The following is a 21,255-nucleotide window of genomic DNA, read 5'->3' on the forward strand; positions in this document are numbered from 1 at the left end:
TTCGCGTATCCGAAAAACATAACAACTATGGAGACACCACGATGAGCAAGATCGTTAGTCGCTTCAAGCGCGCGGCGCTGGTCGCCGGGATGGGGCTGGCGCTGCTGGGGCAGGCCGGCCTGGCTGCGGCGGAGGAGTGGAAGTTCGCTCTGGAGGAGGTCAGCGGCAGCGTGCAGGACGCCTATGCACAGAAGTTCAAGCAACTGATCGAGGAGAAGAGTGGTGGCGACGTCAAGGTCACTGTCTATCCCTATGGCGCGCTCGGCGAGTCCGAGGATCTGACCGAACTGGTCGCCAACGGCGTGCTGCAGTTCGCCCATGGCTCTACCGGTATCCTCGGCTCCACGGTGCCGGAAATGCAGCTGTTCACGGTGCCCTACCTGCTTTCCCAGGATAACCGTGTCAACCAGCAGGTGCTGTCTTCCAGTCCGACCATCTATGGCCCGCTGGCCGACAAGCTCAAGCAGCGCAACCTGCGGCTGATGAGCATGTACCCGGAAGGGGAAATGGTCTGGACCACCAACAAGGAGATCCGCAAGCCCGCCGATTTCGCCAACTTCAAGATGCGGGTGATGGCTTCGCCGATGCTGGTCGAGACCTACAAGGCATTCGGCGCAGTTCCGACTCCGCTGCCCTACTCGGAAGTCTATGGCGCTCTGCAGCTGAAGATGATCGACGGCCAGGAGAACCCGGTCTTCGCCATCGAGGAGATGAAGTTCTACGAGGTGACGGACGTACTGACCTGGCCGGGCCACCAGCAGTTCACGGTCGGCGTGCTGTCCAGTGAGTCCTGGTACCAGGGCTTGCCTGAGGCCCGCCGCAAGCTGATCGACGAAACCATCGCCGAACTGTCGCCCTATATCTTCGACGTCCAGGCCAGCTACAGCGACGAGCGTCTGGCCAAGATCCAGCAGACCAAGCCGGGTATCCGCCTGGTCAGGCTCTCGGCCGAAGAGCAGGAGGCGTTCCGCAAGGCCAGCCAGCCGCTGCGTGACACCCTCACCAAGCTGGCCGGCCAGGAAACCCGTGCGATGCTCGACCAGATCGAGAAGGAAATTGCCGCACTGGAAAAGCGCTGAGTGGGATGACGGGGTGGCGCGCAACCAGTCGCCGCCCTAGAGCTCGAACCGATCCTGACTTTGGCCGGCGATGCAGTTCGCCGGCCTTTTTTTCATCTGGCGCGGCCCTGTCCGCGCAGGAGTTGCAACATGCGCCTGGACAGTTACGACCTGAAGATTCTGCGCATCCTCCAGCAGAATGGCCGCATCACCAAATCCAGCCTGGCTGAGGCGATCAACCTGTCGGTCAGTCCCTGCTGGGAGCGCGTCAAGCGCCTCGAAGAGGCTGGCATCATCCGCGGTTATGGCGCCTGGATCGACACCGAGGTGCTGCTCAAGCGGGTAGCCGTCCTGGTGGAGGTCACCCTCAAGCAGCACAATCGCGAAGCCTTCGTCCGCTTTGAAAGGGCCATGGAGGCCTGTGCCGAGGTCACCGAGTGCTACGCCACCGGTGGTGGTGTCGACTACGTCATCAAGGTCATGACCCGCGACATCGATCAGTACCAGCGGCTTGTGGACCAGTGGCTGATGGCCGACCTGGGCATCGAGCGCTACTTCACCTACATCGTCACCAAGACGATCAAGCAGAGTGAGCCCCCCCTGGAAGTCGAGCCGGCCGGACCTGCCGAAAAAAGCGTCTGAGGTCCCCGAGACAACAGAAAAAAGCGCTTTCTGCGTGCTGGTGAAGAGAAAACATCACCTCACCCGCCCCCCTAAAGTAGAGCCGTCAACAAGAACAATCGGTTGCCCCCCGTGAAGCAACCGGTCCGCTCAGGGGAGCTGCACACATGAACAATCTCAACGATCCGCGCCTGTTTCGCCAGCTGGCGTACGTCAACGGCAAGTGGGTGGCCGGCAACGATGGCCGCGATGAAGCGGTCAGCAATCCGGCCAGCGAAGCGATCCTCGGCCGCTGCACGCTGCTCGACGAAGGGCAAGTAGGTGGCGCCATCGATGCGGCCGAAGCGGCCTTCCCGGCCTGGCGCGCTCTGTCGGTGGACGCTCGTGGCGCCATCCTGCACCGCTGGCACGATCTGCTGCTGGCCAACAAGGAAGACCTGGCGAGGCTGATGACCCTCGAGCAGGGCAAGCCGCTCGACGAGGCTCGCGGCGAGATCGACTACGCCGCCTCCTTCATCCGCTGGTTCGCCGAGGAGGCCCGCCGCGCCTACGGTGAGACCATCCCCAGCCACATCCGCAACGCCCAGCTTGGCAGCGTTCGTGAGCCGATCGGTGTCGCCGCGCTGATCACGCCGTGGAACTTCCCCTGCGCGATGATCACCCGCAAGGCCGCCGCGGCCCTGGCCGTCGGCTGCACAGTGCTGGTCAAGCCGGCCGGCGAGACGCCGTTCTCGGCGCTGGCGCTGGCCGAACTGGCCGAGCGCGCCGGTTTCCCGGCCGGGGTGTTCAACGTCATCACCGGCGAGCCGGAGATGGTCTCCCGGGTGCTCTGCGCCAGCGACAAGGTCAAGGCGCTGTCCTTCACCGGCTCGACCCGCGTCGGTCGTCTGCTGCTCGAGCAGGCTGCGCCCACCGTTAAGAAGTGCTCCATGGAGCTGGGTGGCAATGCGCCCTTCATCGTGCTGCCGGACATGGATGTGGAGCAGGCCGCGCAGGCGGCTATCGACGCCAAGTTCCAGACCACCGGCCAGGACTGCCTGGCGGCCAACCGCATCTTCGTGCACAGCTCGCTCTACGAGCCGTTCCTCGAGGCGTTCGCCCGCCGCATGGGCGAGCTGACCGTGGGTGACGGCCTGGAGCGTGGCGTGAACCAGGGCCCGCTGATCAATGCCAGGGCGGTGGCCAAGGCCCGCGAGCTGGTCGAGGACGCCGTGACCAAGGGTGCCCGCCTGCTGGTCGGCGACCAGAGCCAGGCGCCGGGCGCCAACTTCTTCATGCCGACCCTGCTGGCCGACGTGACCTCCGAGATGCGCGTATACCGCGAGGAGAACTTCGCGCCGGTCGCCGGAGTGCTGGCCTGGAGCGACCTCGAGGAGCTGATCGCGCAGGCCAACGACACCGAGTATGGACTGGCCGCCTACGTCTACGGCTACGACATCCGCCTGGTGTGGAAGCTGTTGCGCGGCCTGGAGTACGGCATGGTCAGCGTCAACTCGGTGAAGATGACCGGCCCGCCGGTGCCCTTCGGTGGCGTCAAGCAGTCCGGCCTCGGTCGCGAAGGCTCGCGTCACGGTCTCGATGAATACAGCCAGATCAAGTACTACTGCCTGGGTGGCCTGCCCAGCGTCAGCGGCAGCTGATTTCCGTACAGCTGCGCCAAACCTATCCGCACCACTTGCAACGAGGGCAATGCCATGACCATCGACACCCAGAAGATCATCGAGATCGACCGCCAGAACGTCTTCCACCCGTCCACCCACCTCAAGCAGCACGCCCACGGCGAGAGCCCGGCCCGCATCATCACCGGCGCCAAGGGCATCCGCATCGAGGACTCGCAGGGCAACCAGCTGATCGACGGTTTTGCCGGCCTGTACTGCGTGAACATCGGCTACGGCCGTACCGAGATGGCCGAGGCGATCTACGAGCAGGCCAAGCAGCTGGCCTACTACCACACCTACGTGGGCCACACCACCGAGGGGCTGGCCATGCTCTCGGAGCGCATCGTCAAGCTCGCCGGCCAGGGCATGAGCAAGGTCTACTACGGCATGTCCGGCTCGGACGCCAACGAGACCCAGGTCAAGCTGGTCTGGTACTACAACAACATTCTCGGCCGCACGGAGAAGAAGAAGATCATCTCCCGCGACCGTGGCTACCACGGCTCCAGCGTGGCCTCCGGCTCGCTGACCGGCCTGCCGCTGTTCCATGCCCACTTCGACCTGCCGCTGCCGCGCATCAAGCACACCATCGCGCCCAGCTACTACCGTCGCCCCGAGGAGGGCATGAGCGAGCTGGAGTTCTCCCGCTACTGCGCCGCCAAGCTGGAGGAAATGATCCTCGCCGAAGGGCCGGATACCGTGGCTGCGATGATCGGCGAGCCGGTGCTCGGTACCGGCGGCATCGTGCCGCCGCCGCAGGGCTACTGGGCGGAAATCCGCAAGGTGCTGGACAAGTACGACATCCTGCTGATTGCCGACGAGGTGGTCTGTGGCTTCGGCCGCCTGGGCGCGGACTTCGGCTCGCAGTACTACGACATGAAGCCGGATCTGATCACCGTCGCCAAGGGTCTGACCTCGGCCTACCAGCCGCTGTCCGGGGTGATCGTCGGCGAGCGCGTCTGGCAGGTACTGGAGCAGGGCACCGAGCAGTTCGGCGCCATCGGTCATGGCTACACCTACTCGGGTCACCCGGTCGGTGTCGCTGCGGCGCTCACCAACCTGGACATCATCCAGCGCGAGAACCTCACCGGCAATGCGCGTGACACCGGCGCCTACCTGCAGCAGCGCATGCAGGAGACCTTCGCCAACCATCCGCTGGTCGGCGAGGTGCGGGGCATCGGCCTGCTGGCTGCCCTGGAGTTCTCCAGCGACCGCGCCAAGCGTCAGCACTTCGACCCCAGCCTGAAGGTCGGCCCGCAGATCTCCGCGGCCTGCCTGGAGGAGGGGCTGATTGCCCGCGCCATGCCGCACGGCGACATCCTCGGCTTCGCACCGCCGCTGGTGGTGACCCGTGACGAGGTGGACGACATCGTCGCTCGCGCCGAACGTGCCGTGAATCGGGTTACCGACAAGCTGATCAGCAGCGGCGCCTGGCAGGCCAAGTAAGCCAGCGTCAGGGGGGACGGAGCCGATCGGGTTTCCGGCCCCCTGGCGATCGACCGATCGGGGGATTGGCATGCAACAACAAGAACTGACCCTGCAGGACATCTTTCGGGCTCGCCAGCGCATCGCCGGGCAGGCCCTGCGTACTCCGCTGGTGCGCTCGGAGTCCCTGTCGCGGCGCTTCGGCTGCGAGGCGTGGCTGAAGCTGGACAACCTGCAGCCGACCGGCTCCTTCAAGCTGCGTGGCGCGCTCAATGCGCTGCTCGGCCTGGACGAGGAGCAGCGGGCGCGTGGCGTGGTGACCATGTCGACCGGCAATTTCGGTCGCGCGCTGGCCTGGGCCGGCCGGCGCATCGGCATCCCGGTCACCGTGTGCATCTCGCACCTGGTGCCGGACAACAAGGTGCAGGCGCTGCGTGACAGCGGCGCCACCCTGGTGATCTGCGGCGAGTCCCAGGATCAGGCCGATGTCGAGGCCCGGAGGCTGAGCCGTGAGCAGGGACTGGCCTACATTCCGCCGTTCGACCACCCGTTGGTGATCGCCGGTCAGGGCACCTGCGCGCTGGAGATCCTCGAGGAGCAGCCGGACATCGATCTGGTTTTCGTCGGCCTGTCCGGCGGCGGTCTGGTTGCAGGCATCGGTCTGGCGGTCAAGAGCATCAATCCTGCGGCCGAAGTCATCGGCGTGAGCATGGCCCACGGGGCTGCCATGCTCGAAAGTCTGGCTGCCGGCCGTCCGGTGCAGGTGCCTGAGGTGCCGACCCTGGCCGACAGCCTGGGCGGCGGCATCGGTCTGGACAACGCCTGGACCTTCGACATGACCCGGCGCTACATGGATCGCGGCTACAAGGTCGACGAGGCACACATCGGCCGAGCGATGCTGCACTTGCTGCGCGAGGAAAAACTGCTGGTGGAGGGCGCTGCCGCCGTCGGCGTGGCTGCCGTCGAACAGCATCGCCTGGACCTGCGGGGGCGTCGCGTGGCCTTCGTGATCAGCGGCCAGAACCTGTCCACCGCCACCTTTACCGAGGCTTGCCGCCTCGCTGGAGAGTCCCTGTGAAAATCTACGATCGTCAGCAGATTGCCGAGAAGGTCGGGCTGGATCACGCCGCCCTCGAGGTGGTGGAGGCCGGCTTCGCCGCTCTGGGGCGTGGCGAGGTGGTGATGCCGCCGATCCTCAGCATGAACATCGCCGAGAGCAACGGCGAGGTGGACGTCAAGACCGCCCACATCCAGGGCTGGCAGCGCTTCGCCATCAAGATCAGCCCCGGCTTCTTCGACAACCCCAGGCTTGGCCTGCCCAGCCTCAACGGTCTGATGCTGCTGTTCTCGGCGAAGACCGGACTGGTCGACTCGGTGCTGTTCGACGAAGGCTACCTGACCGATATCCGCACCGCCCTGGCCGGAGCCATCGCCGCCAAGCATCTGGCGCGCGAGGACGCGCGCCGCGTGGCGGTGATCGGCGCGGGCCTGCAGGCCGAGCTGCAGGTGGCGGCGCTGCGCCTGGTACGTGATATCGAGGAGGTGCATGTGCATGCCCGCGACAGTGCCAAGGCCGAAGCCTATGCCCGGCGCATGGGCGAGGTCCATGGCCTGCCCGTGGTCGTCCATGACAGTGCCGCCAGTGCATGCGCCCGGGCCGACATCGTGGTCACCACCACGCCGTCGCGTACTCCGGTGCTCCAGTGGAGCGACCTGCCCCAGGGCATCCATGTGACCGCCATGGGCTCGGACAACCCGCACAAGAACGAACTGGAGCCGACCATCCTGACCAGCGCCGACGTCGTCGCGGTGGACCGCCTCAGCCAGTCCCGCGCGCTGGGCGAGCTACACCATGCGCCGGCACTGCAGCGCGAGGTATTCGAGCTGGGCACCCTGATCGCCGAAGGTCGGCGTCTGCGCACCAGCGCGGAACAGATCACGGTTTGCGACCTGACCGGCACCGGGGTGCAGGACACGGCGATCGCCAACTATGCGGCAAGCCGGCTCGAGGCTGACGGACAATGAGCGCCGTCGCCGAAGATTTCGAGGCCTGGCAGCGGGTATTCCGGCACGACCCCGTAGCTGGAGGGCGGCCGCTGCGCCTGGGGCTGATCCAACTGGCCAGCGACTTCACCCTCGAGAACGAGTGGCGCCAGCTGCTGGGCGATGGTCTGGAACTGTACAGCACCCGCACGCCGTGCAGCCCCACTGTGGCTCCTGAGCAGCTGCGCGGCCTGGCGGACGGCCTGGCCAGTTCGGCCGGATTGCTGGTGCCGGGGCTGGAGCTGGATGTGCTGGCCTTCGGCTGCACCTCCGGGAGCATGCTGATCGGCGAGGACGAGGTGGCGCGCCTGCTGCGCAGTGCTCGCCCCGGTATTGCCGTGAGCAATCCGTGGACCGCGGTGAAGGCGGCCCTGCGCCACCTGGGCGCACGGCGGATCGCTGTGCTCACCCCCTACATCGCTGCGGTCAACCAGCCGCTGTGCGCGGGTCTGGAGGAGGCCGGTTTCGCCGTGGCTTGCTGCGGCACCTTTGCCGTACTCGAGGATGCGGCGATCCCCGGGATAGGCACGGACGATATCGTGGCCGCCGCTCGCGTGCTGCTGGCCATGGAGCAGGTGGATGCGCTGTTTCTCGCCTGCACCAACCTGAGGACCCTCGACGTGCTCGAGGAGCTGGAAGCCGAGCTGCAGATTCCGGTGGTATCCAGCAACCAGGCGATGTTCTGGCATGCGCTCCGGTGCGTCGGCTTCGCGCGCCCGGTACCCGGTTTCGGCAGACTCCTGGCGGAGCAGGCGCCCGTGGGTGGAGTGGAGAGTTGATCATGGATGCGAGAAGCAAGGGGCTGCTGCTCACGGCAACCGGTGTGCTGTTGCTGTCTCCCGATGCACTGGTGCAACGCTGGCTGAATCTTGAGGCGATGGCCCTGCTGGCCTGGCGTGGCCTGCTGATGGGAGCGGGGCTGGCGCTGCTGCTGGTCTGGCGCTACCGCGGTGGTTTCCTGGCGCAGCTCAGGGCTTGCGGCTCCACGGGGCTGTGGTGCGGACTGTGCTATGCCAGCAGCACCCTGTGCTTCCTGGCGGCGATGCAGAAGGTTGGCGCCGCTGTCACCCTGCTGCTGTTCAGCGTTTCCTCGGCGTTCGCCGCCCTGCTGGCCTGGTGTTGCCTAGGCGAACGTTTGCCCCGGCAAACGCTGCTGTCGATTGGGGTGTGCATGGTCGGCGTGCTGCTGATCGTCGGTGACGACCTGCAGGGCGCCAGCCTGGCCGGCTGCCTGCTGGCGTTGCTGGCGGCTCTGCTGCTAGCGGGCAACCTGACGCTGGCCAGAAGCCGTCCGGCCGTCGACATGAGTCCGGGCCTGATGCTGGGAGCCTTCATGGCTGCGGCCTTCTCCTGGGGTGGAGGTGAGCCAGCCAGCCTGGATGGGCAGCAGTGGCTGGTCCTGCTGGTGATGGCGGGCTTGTTGCTGCCGCTGGGCTTCATGCTGGTCCAGCTGGGGCCGCAGAGCATAAGCCCGGCCGAGGTTGGCTTGCTGATCCTGCTCGAGGCTGTCCTGGGCCCGCTGTGGGTCTGGTGGTTGCTGGACGAGGCACCGAGTACGGGCGTCCTGCTTGGCGGGGCCATAGTGCTGGGCGGGCTGGCACTCAATGTCTGGCTACCACAGCGAGTGAAAAGTCCCGTACTCGCGGCGCAGGAATAGCTGTCATGCCCGCACGATGCACCATGACGATTGGACCTGCTAGCTGCCGATGTCAGCCGTATGCAGTAAGGGAGCGTTGCCTGCCATCTGATGTCGCCATGCCAGTCGCAACCTGGCCTCCAGCGCGAGCATGTGCTGCTGCTTGATGCTGACTCTGTGGCGCTGCATCTCGCCCCATATGCTCTGCCAGCCGCCCAGCTCGGCCTCCTCCAGCTGGGCGGCCTGGCGGAACTGGCGATCGAAGTGCTCGCGGCTGCCGCTGGCCCGCAGCGCCTCGTCCAGCTCCGGCAGCAGCAGCGCATCGGCGCGCGGCAGGCTGGCGGCGATGGCCAGGCCGGCCGGGTCGTAGTCGGCGAAGACCACCACCGGCGTGGCCGCCGGCAGCCGTTCCAGCAACTGGCGGGCACCGCGGGCCAGGCCGCGATGGCCGCGGTAGACGACCAGGCTGCCGGCCAGTTCGGGCGGTGCCGGGTAGTCCTCCCAGTCGTCGAAGCTGTCGAGGTTCTCGATCAGCAGCACCCGGGCGATGGCGGCGGCGTCCAGGCGCTGCAGCGCCACGCGCAGGCTGAGGCCGCGGGCGAGGGCTGGCAGCGGCGCGGGCAGAGTACCCTTGACCAGCACGAAATCGTCGTCGGGGCGGCGCCGGGCGATCTTCTCGTCGACCGCGTGGGCGGCCACCTCGCGGCGGCTGCCGTCCGGCACGCCCGCCAGCGGATCGAAGCCCCACGCGTCCCGCGCCAGGCGCTGCAGCAGGCGGCGCGTTTCGGCGTCGAAGTGCAGCCATTTGCCCATGGGGCGGCCCAGCTCGAAGTGGGCGTGCAGCTGCTGCCAGGTGCGGTTGAACTCCACCCGCTCCAGACGCTCGCGCAGCAGGCGGTGCACGGCGTTGTGGTGGCTGCGGCTCAGGCCAGCCACAGCGACAGATCCCGCACGATGAAGTTGCCGGAAAACACCGGGTGCGGTTCGCCGTCGGGGTCGAGCTGGAAGCAGGCGCGCTGTTCGTCGGGTAGCGCCTCGTAGCCGCCGATCACCTGGTACAGCCAGGTCTCCGGATCCCAGGGCAGCTCGCGCTCGCGCCACCAAGTCAGCGCCGACACCGGCTGGCCGCTCTCGATCACCGCGCACAGGTACTCCTGCACGGCGAGCTGGATCGGGTTGGGCTGCACCTCGAAGCTCTCCACCTCGCCCAGGGTCAGCTCGCCGGCCTCGGCCGGCGGCGTGGCCGGGCGTTCCTCGCGCTGGGCGCGGATCTGCGCGGCGAGGGCGAGCAGCTCGGCTTCCTGGCCGCTGTCGTGGAGGTTCGCCGCCGCCGGGGCGATCAGCGCCTCGGCGAGGTTGAGCAGCTGCGGCATCTCGGGCCGCGCGGTGTGGCTGCCCGGGCGGTAGTCGGACTGCTGTTCGGCGTGCAGCAGCCAGCCGCGCAGCAGGCGGGTGCGGCCCTGGATCTTGCGGAAGCGGCCGAGCAGTTCGAGCAGGCGGCCCTGCACCACGCCGAGTTCCTGGCAGCAGTCGCTGACCTGGCGCTGCAGGCGGGTGACCAGCAGGCGGCGCAGCTCGCGCAGTTCGCCGGCGGTTTCCGCCAGTTCGCTGAAGTCGATCAGTTCGAGGCCGGCCAGCAGCTCGCTGACCTGGGCCTGGGCCAGCTCGTTCTCGCGGATCTTGGCGCCCAGGCTGCCGACGTAGCCGAACTCGTTGTTGATCCGCCCCCACAGCACCCGCACGCTGTGGCCGAGGCCCTCGCAGAAGCTGTAGACGTGCTCGCGCAGGTCGGCCAGGTAGGCGTCGGCGGCGGCGAAGTCGCCCTGGTGGCGCGCCTCCTTGTAGTGGGCGGCGAGGGTCTTGAAGGTGGCCAGGGTGCTGCCGGTGTTGGCGTCGATCTGTCGATTGCGGTCGTCCCTGAGCGCCTCCTCGAGCAGCGCGCGCACCACCCGGCGCAGGTGCAGGTCGGCGCCCGGCTCCGGGCGATAGAGCACGCGGTCCTTGACCAGGCGCTCCTGCACGCCGGGCTCGAGGGCGTCGTCGCCGACCGCGCCGGCCAGGTAGGCGTCCATGATGGTCTCGGCGTGGCGGCCCAGCTGGCGCAGGAAGCGCACGCCGGCCTGGTGCAGGTTGCCGCTCACAGCAGGCTCCCCTGGCTGGCCAGCTCGGCGCGCTCCTCGAGCGAGAGGCCTTCGGCCTCGTCGATGAAACGGATCACCTCGTACAGGTAGTCCAGCTTGCCGGTGCCGAGGTAGATCTGCTTCTCCGGGTTGGGGCGCAACAGGTAGCCGAGTTCGCACAGGCGCTTGAACACCTGCTTGATCTGCGCATCGACGCTGGCGCTGGTCGAGCCGAACAGCCGGTAGTGGCTGATGCGCGCCAGCTGCTCGCGGAATGCCGGGGTGTCCTCGACGATGCTCTGCAGCTCGTTGAGGCGGATCGGACTGCCCTCGGTGAGCGGCGCATCCTGGGCGCCGGCTTCCTGGACCAGCAGCAGCCACTCGACCAGCGGCGTGAGGGCATTGCACACGTCGCGGAACTGCTGGCCGACCACCCGCCGCTCGGCCTCGCCGAGCTGGCGATACGCGCAGTAGAACACCTCGGCCTCGCTGCCGGCGCCGACCGCGGCCACGCTGCGGTTGAGGGTGGCCAGGTAGTCGTCGACCTGCTCGCGGTTGGCCGGATTCTTCAAAAAGCGCCAGCCTTCCTCGTCGCTGGTGCGGCAGATGAAGGCGCCCTGCAGCAGGCGCTCGATGACCTTGCCCTTATTCGACAGCATCAGACGGTCTCCTCGCTCAGGCGGGTTTTCAGGCGTTCGCCGATCACGTCCAGACGCGGCTTGACCACCTGCAGCCGGCGGCTCTGCTTGTCGACGATGTAGCGGTTCTTGAACAGCGCCAGCACCTCGGAGTCCGGGTTGGGGAAGGCGCCGAGGATGCGGATGGCGTTGCTGGCGCAGGCGTCGAAGATCTTCTTCACGTTGCTGTGGTGCAGGGTGCCCAGCTCGTCGATCGGCCAGTGGATGGTCGCCGGGGCGCGGCCGCGCAGCAGGCGGGTGAAGGCGAGCAGGAACTTGCAGAGGATCAGGTAGGCCATGCCGTGGCTGGACGACTCGTTGAGCTGGCGGTCGGTGCGGATCACCAGGTCGCTGTTGCCCTCGCGCAGGCGCAGCTCGATCTCCAAGAGGCCGGCGATACCGCTGGTCAGCGCCGAGCGGCCGAGCACCTCGAGGGCGCGGCGCATGCTGCCGGTGTAGTCCTCGCCGGGCAGCTCACTGAAGCCGCTGTCCTCCCATTCGCGGTAGGCGGCGACGAAGGCGCGCAGCTCCGGCCAGAACTCCAGTTCGGTGATCTTCGAGCGGATGGTCACCGCCGAGTTGGACACGCCGTCGAGGAACAGTTCCTCGCCGACCTCGCGGGTGATCCGCGCGCTCTGGCTGGCGATGCGCTGATCGATGTCGGCGAGCACGGCGAAGTAGTCGAACAGGTCCTTGCCGAAGATCCGCCCCTGCTCGCGCAGTGCGGTGATGCTCTGCGGCACCAGCACGTTGAGCAGCTGGGCCAGCGCCGGCACCAGGCGGCGGTAGTCGAGGGTCGGCACGCCGCGCTCGCTGACCAGGCTGCATTCCTCGCGGCTGCGCTCCCAGGTCTCGGTCAGGCTGGAGCCGGCCTTGCCGGCGATCAGGCTGTCGAAGCGCTCGACGTGCTGCTTGATGGCGGCGAGCAGGTTCTCGCGGCCGTGCAGCAGTTCCTGGGCCAGGCGCAGGCGCTCGTCCAGCTCGCCGGCCGGCGTCTGGCCGTCGCGCGGCAGCTTGAGCTCGCCGAGGCGCTTGAGCAGGGCCTTGAGGCTGTCCAGTTGCTCGACGACCTGGCCCTGGGCCTGCAGGGCCTGGCGGCGCTGCTGTTCGAGCGCGTCGCGGCGGCTCTTGAAGGTCTGGGTGGCGGTGTCCAGGCGCAGCTTGAGGTCGGTGGCCTCGCGCTTGCGCTCGACCAGGTCCTCCTGCAGCTGCGGCTTGCGCTTGAGCCAGGTGACCGCGTACCACTCATCAAAGCGGTGCACCTCGGCGCGGCGCGCCTCGGTCTCGCGGATGCGCTGCTCGCGCTCGCGGATGCCGCTCTTCAGCTGGATCAGCTGCGCCTCGTCGACGCCGCGCGACTTCAGTTCGTTGCGGTACCAGCTTTCGCAGGCGGCCAGCTCGGCCTTGCCCTGGGCGCGCTGCTCCTCCAGCTGGCCGCGCAGCTGGGCCAGGCGCTGTTCCAGGTCGCCGATCACCTGCTGCCAGTGCGCGCTGGTGTCCAGGCGCGCCTCGCGGTGCTGGCTGTCCAGCTCCTCCAGCAGGCTGGCGTGCTCCAGCTTGAGCTGGGCGAGGGCGGTGTCCAGGTCGGCGAGCTGCTGGCGCGCGGCCTGGCGGCGCTCGGCGAGGGCGGCGTCGAGGCGTTCCTTGAGCGCGGCGCGCTCCTCCTTGAGGCGCTGGCGGTTGTCCTTGGCGGTCTGCAGGGCGGTACGCGCCACCACCAGGCGGGTGTTCAGCTCCTCCAGCGCGGCGCCGTGCTCGCCCAGCTGGCTTTCCACCTGCTCCTGCTGGTTGCGGGCGTCCTGCAGGTTGTCGCCGGCCAGCTGCACGCGGTGGCGCAACTCCGCCTCGCCTGCGGCGTGCTCCGGGGTGGCCAGCGCGGCGAGGTCGAGCTGCACGCCGTACAGGCTGTCAGCCGGCGCCGCGCTGAGGGCCGGCTTGAGGTCGTTGCGCTGTAGCAGACTGGGCTCGATGACCTTGCCGAGGCTCTGCTCCCAGCCCGGCTGCTCGCGGCGCAGGAATTCCAGCAGGCTGTGCTGGCCGGGGTAGAGCAGACGCTCGGCGTCGTCCAGCTCGCGCTGGCGTTCGCCGACCCGGCGGCTGGCCTGGGCGAGCTGCTGGGCGGCTTCCTCGCGCTGGCGCAGCAGCAGGCGCTCCTGCTGCTGCAAGGCGTCGAGTTGCTGGGCGGCGCCGTCGCGCTGCTCGTCGGCCTCCTCCAGGCGGCGGTCGAAGACCTCCAGGCCGAGCGCCTCCTCCTCGCTGTAGGCGAAGCTGGCGATCAACTGCTCCTGGCGGCTCTTCTCCAGCTCGAGGGCGTGGCGGCGCTCGCGGCTGGCGCTTTCCGCCTCCTGGCGGCGGTTGGCGAAGGCGCGGTCGAGCTGGGCGAGGGCCTCGTGCCTGTGCTGGTTGCGCTCGGCCAGTTCGTCGCGCACCCGGCCTTCCTGCTCGTGCAGGCGGTCGAGGGCTTCCTGCTGGCGCTCCTGGACGATCTGCTTGCGCTCCAGGTAGGCGTTCTGCACGTCGGCGTGCTGCTCGGTGAGCAGGCGCAGGCGCTCCTTGTGGTTGTCCAGTTCCAGGCGCCAGCCGTCGAGCTTCTCGAGGTCGGCCTTGGCCTGGTCGATGTCGGCGTCGAGGTACTGCTGGTACTGCTCCTCGATGTGCTGCAGCTGGGTTTCCGCACTCTCGATGCGCGCCTGGACCTGCGACAGCTCGAGGCTGAGGGCGTCGCGCTGGTCCCTCCAGTCGTCTTCCAGCAGCTTGAGTTCGAAGCCGCTCTGCTCGAGGGCGAGGCGCAGCTGCTCCTGGCGGGCGAACAGCAGCGGCTGGTCGGTCTGGAAGGCCTGCAGCAGGCCGGCCAGGCGCGCCTCGTTGCCCTGCAGCTCTGCGAAGTCGTGCTCCAGGCGGGCGAACTGCGGGCGCAGGGCGGCGAAGCCCTGGATCAGCTGGCTGTCGCGGATCCAGTCCTCGACCTTCTGCGGGCTGAGGCCGGTGGTCGGCGGCGCCACGCCGTCCTCCTCGAGGATGGCGGCGACCATCGACTTGACCGTCTCCATCTTGCCCTCGCGCGAGTGCACGGCGCGCACCAGCTTCTCGATGTGGCGCAGGCTGTGCTCGCCGGCGCACAGCGAGAACTGCCGGGCCAACTGGCGCAGTTCGCCGCGCTGGCTGTCGGCGGCGAGCAGGCTGCGGTCGTTCTGGATGATCGCGCGGTACTGGCGGGTGTTCAGCTGGTTGCTGACCGCCACCCCGCTCTGGCGGAAGTGGCGGCCCAGCTCGGCCATGCTGCGGCAGACCACGACATCGCCCTGGCGGCTGCGGATGTAGTCGTCCAGCTCGAAGCCCTTGTGCGCCAGGCGGTAGTCGACGCCGCGGCCGTCGCTGCTGGCGGCGAGAATGGTCTGGCAGGCCTCGCCGTCCATGCGCTGGTATTCGTAGACGATGAAGCTCTGCTCGGTCGGCAGGTACCAGCGTTCGAAGCTGTCGCGGGTGGCCGGCACCACGCGGCTCGGGTATTCGCCGTAGAACACCGGCACCAGGCGCTGCAGGGTGGTCTTGCCGGAGGCGTTGGTGCCGCAGATGTTGGTGTGGTCGTCCACGACCAGCTCGACCACGCCCGCGAGGTGGGTGTTGATCAGGATGATGCGATTGAGGCTGGGCATGTAGATCCTCTGAATTGCAGGAAGACGCGGCAGGCCGCGTGCAACAGGCGCGCAGTGTAGGCGAGGCGCCGGAGACTGTCCGGCGCGTGCGTCACCGTTCCGTGCGGCCGGCCAGGTGTGGCCGACCAGGTGCGGCCGGCCGGGTCAGTCGAAGGTGGCGTTCAGCGTGTCCAGCAGCACCCGCACCTTGGTGAGGGATTCCTGGTACTCGGCCTGCCAGTCGGAGTCCATGACGATGCCGCCGCCGCCCCAGCAGCTGGCGCGGCCATTGCGCACCAGCACGGTGCGGATGCAGATCGAGCTGTCCATCTCGCCGCGGCAGTCGACATACAGCAGCGAGCCGCAGTAGATGGCGCGGCGGGTCGGCTCCAGCTCGTCGATGATCTGCATGGCGCGGATCTTCGGCGCGCCGGTGATCGAGCCGCCGGGGAAACTGCCGGCCAGCAGGTCGAAGGCGTCGAGGCCCGCGGCCAGTTCGCCGGTCACGCTGCTCACCAGGTGGTGGACATTGGGATAGCTTTCCAGGGCGAAGAGTTCCGGCACGCGCACCGAGCCGATGCGGCAGCTGCGGCCGAGGTCGTTGCGCAGCAGGTCGACGATCATCAGGTTCTCGGCGCGGTCCTTGCGGCTGCCCTGCAGTTCCTCGGCGAAGGCCTGGTCCTCGCCGGTGCTGCGTCCGCGCGGGCGGGTGCCCTTGATCGGCCGGGTCTCCACCTGGCCGTGGTGCACGCGGATGAAGCGCTCCGGCGACAGGCTGAGGATGGCGCCGCCATCGACGGCGAGGTAGCCGGCGAACGGCGTCGGGCAGGCCTCGCGCAGCGCGCCATAGGCGTGCCACGGATCGCCCTCGCAGGCAGCCTGGAAGCGCTGGGCGAAGTTGACCTGGTAGCAGTCGCCGGCGCGGATGTAGTCCTGGATCCGCTCGATGGCGGCGCGGTACTGGCCGATGTCGAGATCGGCGGTGAACGGCCGGGTCAGGCGGAACGGTTCGCTGACGGTCGCCGGCGGTTCGTCGTCGAACAGGGCGATCAGCTCCTCGCGGCGCGACTGCGGCAGGGACGGATGGAACACCAGTTGCGAGGTCTGCTGCTGGTGGTCGCTGACCAGGGCCCAGGCATACACGCCGAAGGTGGCATCCGGCAGCTGCAGGTCCGCCGTGGCCAGCTCCGGCAGGCGCTCCAGGCGCCGGCCGAAGTCGTAGGCGAGATAGCCGAGCAGGCCGCCGGTGAACGGCAGCTCGATGCCCTCCGGGGCCTCGGCGCGGCCCAGTTGCGCCAGCGCCGTCCGGCAACGGGCGAAGAAGGCGCGGCCGTCCTCGCCGGCCTCGGGCTGCAGGCGCTGCTGTGGCCAGGCGCTGAACAGGTCGAAGCGGCTGCGGTCGGCGCGCGGCCGGCCGCCATCCAGCAGGCAGGCGCCGGGCGCTTGGTGCAGCCGGGCGAAACGCACGCGTGGGTCGGGATGATAGGGCAGGGGATGGAGGCTGCAGCTGGGCATGACATGGCTCGGAGGAACGCAGGGTGGAATCTTAACGCAGATGGCCAGTTACGCGCGTCATGCCTGAGTGCGGGGTGTTCGAAGGGGGGCGCTGCCGATCGGCAGGAGCGCCTGCAGCCATCGCCAGGAGGGATCGTTCCCGGGTGGAACCGAGGGCTGCCCGGGAGGGGGCAGCCCCGGGGACTCAGGCGATCTGGGTTTCCGGGTTGAAGTCGCTGTAGCCGACGAGGACCACTTCGAGGGTCTCGACCTGCTGGCCACTCTTGTAGGCGAAGCTGATCAGGGTGTCCTGCACCTGGTCATTCAGGTAGTCGTAGCTCGACATGCCCTGATACGTCATGTTCTTGGCCACGCTCAGCTGATCGTTGGCATCGAAGCCATTGATCACGTACTGCTTGTTGATGGCGGTAAGGCCGTGGTTGATGACGAACTTGTCCTGCGGGTCCAGGAGGTTGTCTCCGTCCGTCACCGGCGCGTCGGGCAGGGTCGGTTCATCCGCGCCATGGATGGCCACGCGAATGGTCTCGCTGGCCGTGCCGTCCAGGGAGGTGACGGTCAGTTCATCGTAGGCGACATCGCCACTGTTCAGCGCCTGGGCCAGCGCGTTGTCCAGTGCATAGGTCCACTGGCCGCTTTCACTGTCGAGGGTGAAGACGCCGTAGGCGCCTTTCAGGGCGTCCGCGTCTACGCTGGCGAGCCTGTTCTCGCCGCGGTCCACGTCGGCCACGCTCAGGGTGCCACCGGCGACCAGCACGTCGCCATCTTCGTTCAGGCTTGCGGAATTGCTGCCGGAGATGCTGGCGGCGTCGTTCTCGCCCACGATTTCCAGGGTCACGGTTGCGGTGCTCAGGGCACCGTTGGCCATGCGCACGGTGTAGCTGAAGGTTTCGGTCAGCAGATCGCCGGCCGGCAGCGACTGCACGTTGTCGTTGGCATAGACCAGTTGGCCGTCAACGATGGCGACGGTTGCGCCGCTGGGCAGTTGTGCGCTGTAGGCAACCGGGAACTGAGCGCTGCTGCTGCCCGACTCCTGGGCGACCGAGTACAGCTTGGCTGCCCCCGGATCATTGGCCAGCACATTCAGTGCGTACAGGCCGTTGCCTTCGCTCAGATTGAAAATGTCGTCTTTTGCGGCGCCGGTCAGAGTGGCGACTTTGGTGGTGGTTTTGGCGGCCATGCGCGATTCCCCGATTGTCCTGATTGTCGATCCGAGTTCAGTTCAAACGGCAACCCGGCCATCTCAGGGAGATCCGTGGCTTTCCGGCCCCGCATCGCTACGGGTGAGGCTTTTCAAGATGTCAAAATAACATCATTCAGGCGTTTCAATACACCTGGCGACGATATTTTTTGACAGTTTGCGGGAATTCTGGCGTCAAGTTTTGCGCATGCTGATGTTTTGCTGGCGCCAAGGTGCGCGGAGGGGCGCCCCCATCCGAGGCCTCGAAAGTCCGTTTCCCCGCGCCGGAGCACAGGCGAGACCGCTCGGCAGCCTGCTCGCTGGGCGCGTGGCGGCTGTATTGCAGGAGGATCTGCAGCGGGAGGGGCGGTGGCGAAGGAGGGGGGAGGCAAGAGCAACCGCTGCCCGGCGAGGGTGGGCAGCGGTGCCAGGTCACGCCTTGCGGCGGAATGATGACGGGATTACAGCTCGACCGGTTTCACGTGGCCGAACAGCTCCTGGGAGAAGCGCACGCGCTGCTCGGGGGTTTCCTGAATGCCCTTGGCCTTGAGTTCCTCGATGCGCGCCTCGACGGCCTGCAGGCGGTGGGTCAGGCCGCAGTCGTTGGCGATCTGGATGTTGAGGCCGGGACGGGCGTTGAGCTCGAGGATCAGCGGGCCCTTGTCGACGTCGAGCACCATGTCCACGCCGATGTAGCCGAGGCCGCACAGCTCGTAGCAGCCGGCGGCCAGCTTCATGAAGCCGTCCCAGTTGGGCAGCTGCACGCCATCCACCGCGTTGGCGGTGTCCGGGTGCTTGGCGATCCGGTTGTTCAGCCAGGTGCCGCGCAGGGTGAGGCCGGTGGCCAGGTCGACACCGACGCCGATGGCGCCCTGGTGCAGGTTGGCCTTGCCGTTGGACTGGCGGGTCGGCAGGCGCAGCATGGCCATCACCGGGTAGCCCATCAGCACGATGATGCGGATGTCCGGCACGCCCTCGTAGCTGATGCTCTTAAAGATCGGGTCCGGGGTCACCCGGTATTCGATCAGCACGCGGTCGCGGCCGCCGCCCAGCGAGTAGAGGCCGGAGAGGATGCTGGACAGCTGCTGCTCGATGTCCGAGTGGCTGACGATCTTGCCGGAGACGGTCTTGAAACGACCTTCGAAGCGGTCGGCGATCACCAGGATGCCGTCGCCGCCGGCGCCCTGCGCCGGCTTGATCACGAAGTCGTTGTGCTCGGCGACGATCTCGTCGAACTTCTCGATCTCCTTCTCGGTGGAGATGATCCCATACAGCTCCGGCACGTGGATGCCGGCGGCGATCGCGCGCTCCTTGGTGAGGATCTTGTCGTCCACCACCGGGTACAGACTGCGCTTGTTGTACTTCAGCACGTAGTCCGCGTTGCGCCGGTTGATGCCCATGATGCCCTTGGCACTCAGGGCCTTCCAGGTTTTGATCAGGCCGAACATGGCGTCAGTCCTTGAGGAAGGCTTTGAAGCGGAACAGCTCGGTCAGGCGGTAGCCGCGGTAGCGACCCATCGCCAGCATGAAACCCACCAGGATCAGCAGCACGGCCGGGAAGGTGAACACGAAGTAGGTCAGCTCCGGGATGCTCATCAGCAGGTGCGCCAGGGTGGCGGCGATCAGGGTGCCGACCGCGACCTTGAAGGCATGGCTGCCGCCGCGCTCTTCCCAGGTGATCGACAGGCGCTCGATGGTCATGGTCAGGATCACCATCGGGAACAGCGCCACCGACAGGCCGCGCTCGAGGCCGAGCTTGTGGCTGAACAGGCTGATCACCGCGATTAGCACCACCACGAAGGTCAGCACCACCGACAGGCGCGGCAGCATCTGCAGCTTGAGGTGCTCGAGGTAGGAGCGCAACGACAGGCCCAGCGCGGTGATGATAGTGAACAGCACGATGCCGAAGCCCAGCTGGGTCTCGCGGAAGGCGAGGGCGATCAGCACCGGGGTGAAGGTGCCGAGGGTCTGCAGGCCGCCGAGGTTGCGCAGGATGAGGATCACCAGCACGCCGATCGGGATCATGATCATGATCTGGTAGGTCTGCTGGGTCTGCAGCGGCAGGCCGTACAGCGAGTACTCGAGGAAGCCGGCGTCGGCGGATTCGTCGGACTGCTTGGCCAGGCGGATGGCGTTCAGTTCGCTGGTGTTGAGGGTGAAGCTGACCTGGGCCTGCTTGCCGCCGTCGACGTTGAGCAGTTCGCGGTCGCCAAGCCACCAGATCAGGCGGTCGCGCGGCAGGCCCTGCTGGCCGTTGTCCGGATTGAAGTACAGCCAGTTCTGGCCGTTGAAGCTGCGCAGCCACAGCTCCGGGCTCTGCGCCTGGTTTTCGACCAGGCGGATGGTGTGGACCTTCTCCAGCGGCACGTGGGCGATGGACAGCAGCAGGTCGATGATGCGGGCGCGGTTGGCGACCGAGGTGTCGCCGGCGAGCAGCAGCTTGACGTTGTCGTCATTGAGGTTGTTGACGCGTTTGATGGTCTCGCTGATGAAGGTCTCGACGTCGGCCGAGTGCTGGCGGATGGGTGCCAGCAGGGCTTCGGCGGCGATCTGCTCGGGGCCGGCGATCGGCAGGCTCTCGCGGTAGATCGGGCCTTCTTCCTTGGGCTTGTCCTTGGTGTAACGCTGGGTCAGCACCATGCGGTAGTAGAGGGTCTGCGGGCCCTCGGCGCGGCGCGCCGACCAGGTCACCCGGCGGTTGCCGTCGACGTTGTTGACGCTGACGCCGTAGTTGTTGGAGATGAAGCTCTCGTTGAGGCTGACGAAGTCCTGGCCGAGCGGCGGCACGAACATCTGTACCTTGACCGGCGTGCGCGGATTGGCCTGGAAGTCGACCTTGGCGTCGATGTTCCAGACGTTGTCCGTTTCCGCCTCGGTGACCGGAATGCCGAGAACGAAAATCTGGTAGGCGGTGATCGCCACGCCCAGGCTCACCAGTATGGCGATGAGGACTTTCAGGTGCAGTGTGAGGGAGCGCATCAGGGTTACTCGTCCGAGAGTGCAACGTTGGCGCAGCCGGGCTTGCCGGCGGCGTATTTGAGGCTGGGGTCGACCAGGGCGTCGAAGCGCTTGAGCGCCTCGGAGCCGATCAGTAGCGGGTATTGGAACGCACTGCGGTCGGTCAGGTTCACTTCGATGGTGCGTAGCGTGTTGCCCATGCAGACATCCAGCTCGATCACCGGCCTTGCCGTGTAGGTCTTGCCTTCGTCGGGATCGAAGTCGCCGTGGCGTCGCTTGATCTTGCTGATGCGCGCCAGGGGTTTCTCGATCGGTTCGGTGCCTTCGGCGTCGGTGCCGAGGTTGAAGCGGACCCAGGTTTCGCCCTGGCGCTTGAAGCGCTTGATGTTGTGCGCGCTGAGCGAGGCGGTCTTGGCGCCGGTATCGAGCTTGGCCGGCACGACGCTGCCCAGCTCTTGCAGGCGGACATATTCGTTGAGGCCATAGACGGTTTTTTCGGCAGCGAGGCCTGTACCGCAGGGCATCAGCAGGCTGAGGAGCAGGACAGTGGGTTTGAGTCTCATGGGTCCCGGGTGATGAGCCGTGGAGAAGCTGAAGAAGTGGGCGGCAGCGGGCCTGGATCGCGGGCGCGCTGGCGCTTGAGCGGCGCGCATTCTAGCACGCGGTCAATAGCCCGGCGACAACGCTCGTGGTGCCGGGCAGTCGTGTGACCGTGCTTTTTGCGGGTATAGGCAA

General features: G+C 67.3%; 17 protein-coding genes and 1 riboswitch. Of the genes, 8 read left to right on the forward strand and 9 right to left on the reverse strand.

Annotated elements, in window-relative coordinates:
- The first annotated feature begins 41 nt into the window (after positions 1–41).
- From BLT78_RS02315 to BLT78_RS02350, 8 genes are all read left to right on the forward strand, one after another.
- Positions 42–1,079: a TRAP transporter substrate-binding protein gene (locus BLT78_RS02315; protein WP_090347433.1), complete on the forward strand. Its 1,038-nt coding sequence runs from the start codon at positions 42–44 to the stop codon at positions 1,077–1,079.
- Between the two features lie 129 nt (positions 1,080–1,208).
- Complete coding sequence (locus BLT78_RS02320; RefSeq protein WP_090347434.1) at positions 1,209–1,700, forward strand: Lrp/AsnC family transcriptional regulator; 492 nt, start codon at positions 1,209–1,211, stop codon at positions 1,698–1,700.
- Positions 1,701–1,846: 146 nt separating this feature from the next.
- A complete protein-coding gene (locus BLT78_RS02325) occupies positions 1,847–3,319 on the forward strand; it encodes an NAD-dependent succinate-semialdehyde dehydrogenase (RefSeq protein WP_090347435.1) in 1,473 nt (490 codons plus the stop codon).
- A 54-nt stretch (positions 3,320–3,373) separates the two neighbouring features.
- The gene (locus tag BLT78_RS02330; RefSeq protein WP_090347436.1) at positions 3,374–4,780 is read left to right on the forward strand and encodes an aspartate aminotransferase family protein; all 1,407 of its coding nucleotides are present in this window, start codon (positions 3,374–3,376) and stop codon (positions 4,778–4,780) included.
- Between the two features lie 70 nt (positions 4,781–4,850).
- Positions 4,851–5,837 (forward strand): hydroxyectoine utilization dehydratase EutB, encoded by a 987-nt coding sequence (eutB, locus tag BLT78_RS02335; RefSeq protein ID WP_090347437.1) that lies wholly within the window; start codon positions 4,851–4,853, stop codon positions 5,835–5,837.
- A complete protein-coding gene (locus tag BLT78_RS02340; RefSeq protein WP_090347438.1) occupies positions 5,834–6,784 on the forward strand; it encodes a cyclodeaminase in 951 nt (316 codons plus the stop codon). Before eutB ends, BLT78_RS02340 begins: the two co-directional genes overlap by 4 nt.
- Entirely contained in the window at positions 6,781–7,581 is an 801-nt protein-coding gene (locus BLT78_RS02345; protein WP_090347439.1) for a maleate cis-trans isomerase family protein, read from the forward strand. The genes BLT78_RS02340 and BLT78_RS02345 overlap by 4 nt, the downstream gene beginning before the upstream one ends.
- A gap of 2 nt (positions 7,582–7,583) precedes the next feature.
- A complete protein-coding gene (locus tag BLT78_RS02350) occupies positions 7,584–8,459 on the forward strand; it encodes a DMT family transporter (protein ID WP_090347440.1) in 876 nt (291 codons plus the stop codon).
- 39 nt (positions 8,460–8,498) lie between these two features.
- On the opposite strand, the gene BLT78_RS02355 is transcribed toward BLT78_RS02350, so the two are convergent.
- The 9 genes from BLT78_RS02355 to rloA form a co-directional block, all read right to left on the reverse strand.
- Positions 8,499–9,374 (reverse strand): DUF7281 domain-containing protein, encoded by an 876-nt coding sequence (locus BLT78_RS02355; protein ID WP_090347441.1) that lies wholly within the window; start codon positions 9,372–9,374, stop codon positions 8,499–8,501.
- Positions 9,362–10,579: a phosphoenolpyruvate carboxylase gene (locus tag BLT78_RS02360; protein WP_090347442.1), complete on the reverse strand. Its 1,218-nt coding sequence runs from the start codon at positions 10,577–10,579 to the stop codon at positions 9,362–9,364. Before BLT78_RS02360 ends, BLT78_RS02355 begins: the two co-directional genes overlap by 13 nt.
- Positions 10,576–11,217, reverse strand: coding sequence for a hypothetical protein (locus tag BLT78_RS02365; protein ID WP_090347443.1), 642 nt, complete (start codon positions 11,215–11,217; stop codon positions 10,576–10,578). Before BLT78_RS02365 ends, BLT78_RS02360 begins: the two co-directional genes overlap by 4 nt.
- Positions 11,217–14,891: an ATP-binding protein gene (locus BLT78_RS02370; RefSeq protein WP_090347444.1), complete on the reverse strand. Its 3,675-nt coding sequence runs from the start codon at positions 14,889–14,891 to the stop codon at positions 11,217–11,219. The genes BLT78_RS02365 and BLT78_RS02370 overlap by 1 nt, the downstream gene beginning before the upstream one ends.
- 144 nt (positions 14,892–15,035) lie before the next feature.
- Positions 15,036–16,385 (reverse strand): aminodeoxychorismate synthase component I, encoded by a 1,350-nt coding sequence (gene pabB, locus BLT78_RS02375; protein WP_090347445.1) that lies wholly within the window; start codon positions 16,383–16,385, stop codon positions 15,036–15,038.
- 184 nt (positions 16,386–16,569) lie between these two features.
- Complete coding sequence (locus BLT78_RS02380) at positions 16,570–17,562, reverse strand: VCBS domain-containing protein (RefSeq protein ID WP_090347446.1); 993 nt, start codon at positions 17,560–17,562, stop codon at positions 16,570–16,572.
- A 45-nt stretch (positions 17,563–17,607) separates the two neighbouring features.
- Positions 17,608–17,682: riboswitch (cyclic di-GMP riboswitch) on the reverse strand.
- Positions 17,683–18,023: 341 nt separating this feature from the next.
- The gene (locus tag BLT78_RS02385; RefSeq protein WP_090347447.1) at positions 18,024–19,010 is read right to left on the reverse strand and encodes an alpha-L-glutamate ligase-like protein; all 987 of its coding nucleotides are present in this window, start codon (positions 19,008–19,010) and stop codon (positions 18,024–18,026) included.
- Between the two features lie 4 nt (positions 19,011–19,014).
- On the reverse strand, positions 19,015–20,541 hold the full coding sequence (gene rloB / locus BLT78_RS02390; protein ID WP_090347448.1) for an osmotic stress tolerance membrane protein RloB: 1,527 nt from the start codon (positions 20,539–20,541) through the stop codon (positions 19,015–19,017).
- A gap of 5 nt (positions 20,542–20,546) precedes the next feature.
- On the reverse strand, positions 20,547–21,083 hold the full coding sequence (gene rloA / locus BLT78_RS02395) for a retropepsin-like aspartic peptidase RloA (RefSeq protein WP_090347449.1): 537 nt from the start codon (positions 21,081–21,083) through the stop codon (positions 20,547–20,549).
- Positions 21,084–21,255 lie beyond the last annotated feature (172 nt).

The organism is Pseudomonas oryzae (genome assembly GCF_900104805.1).
GTDB lineage: Bacteria > Pseudomonadota > Gammaproteobacteria > Pseudomonadales > Pseudomonadaceae > Geopseudomonas > Geopseudomonas oryzae.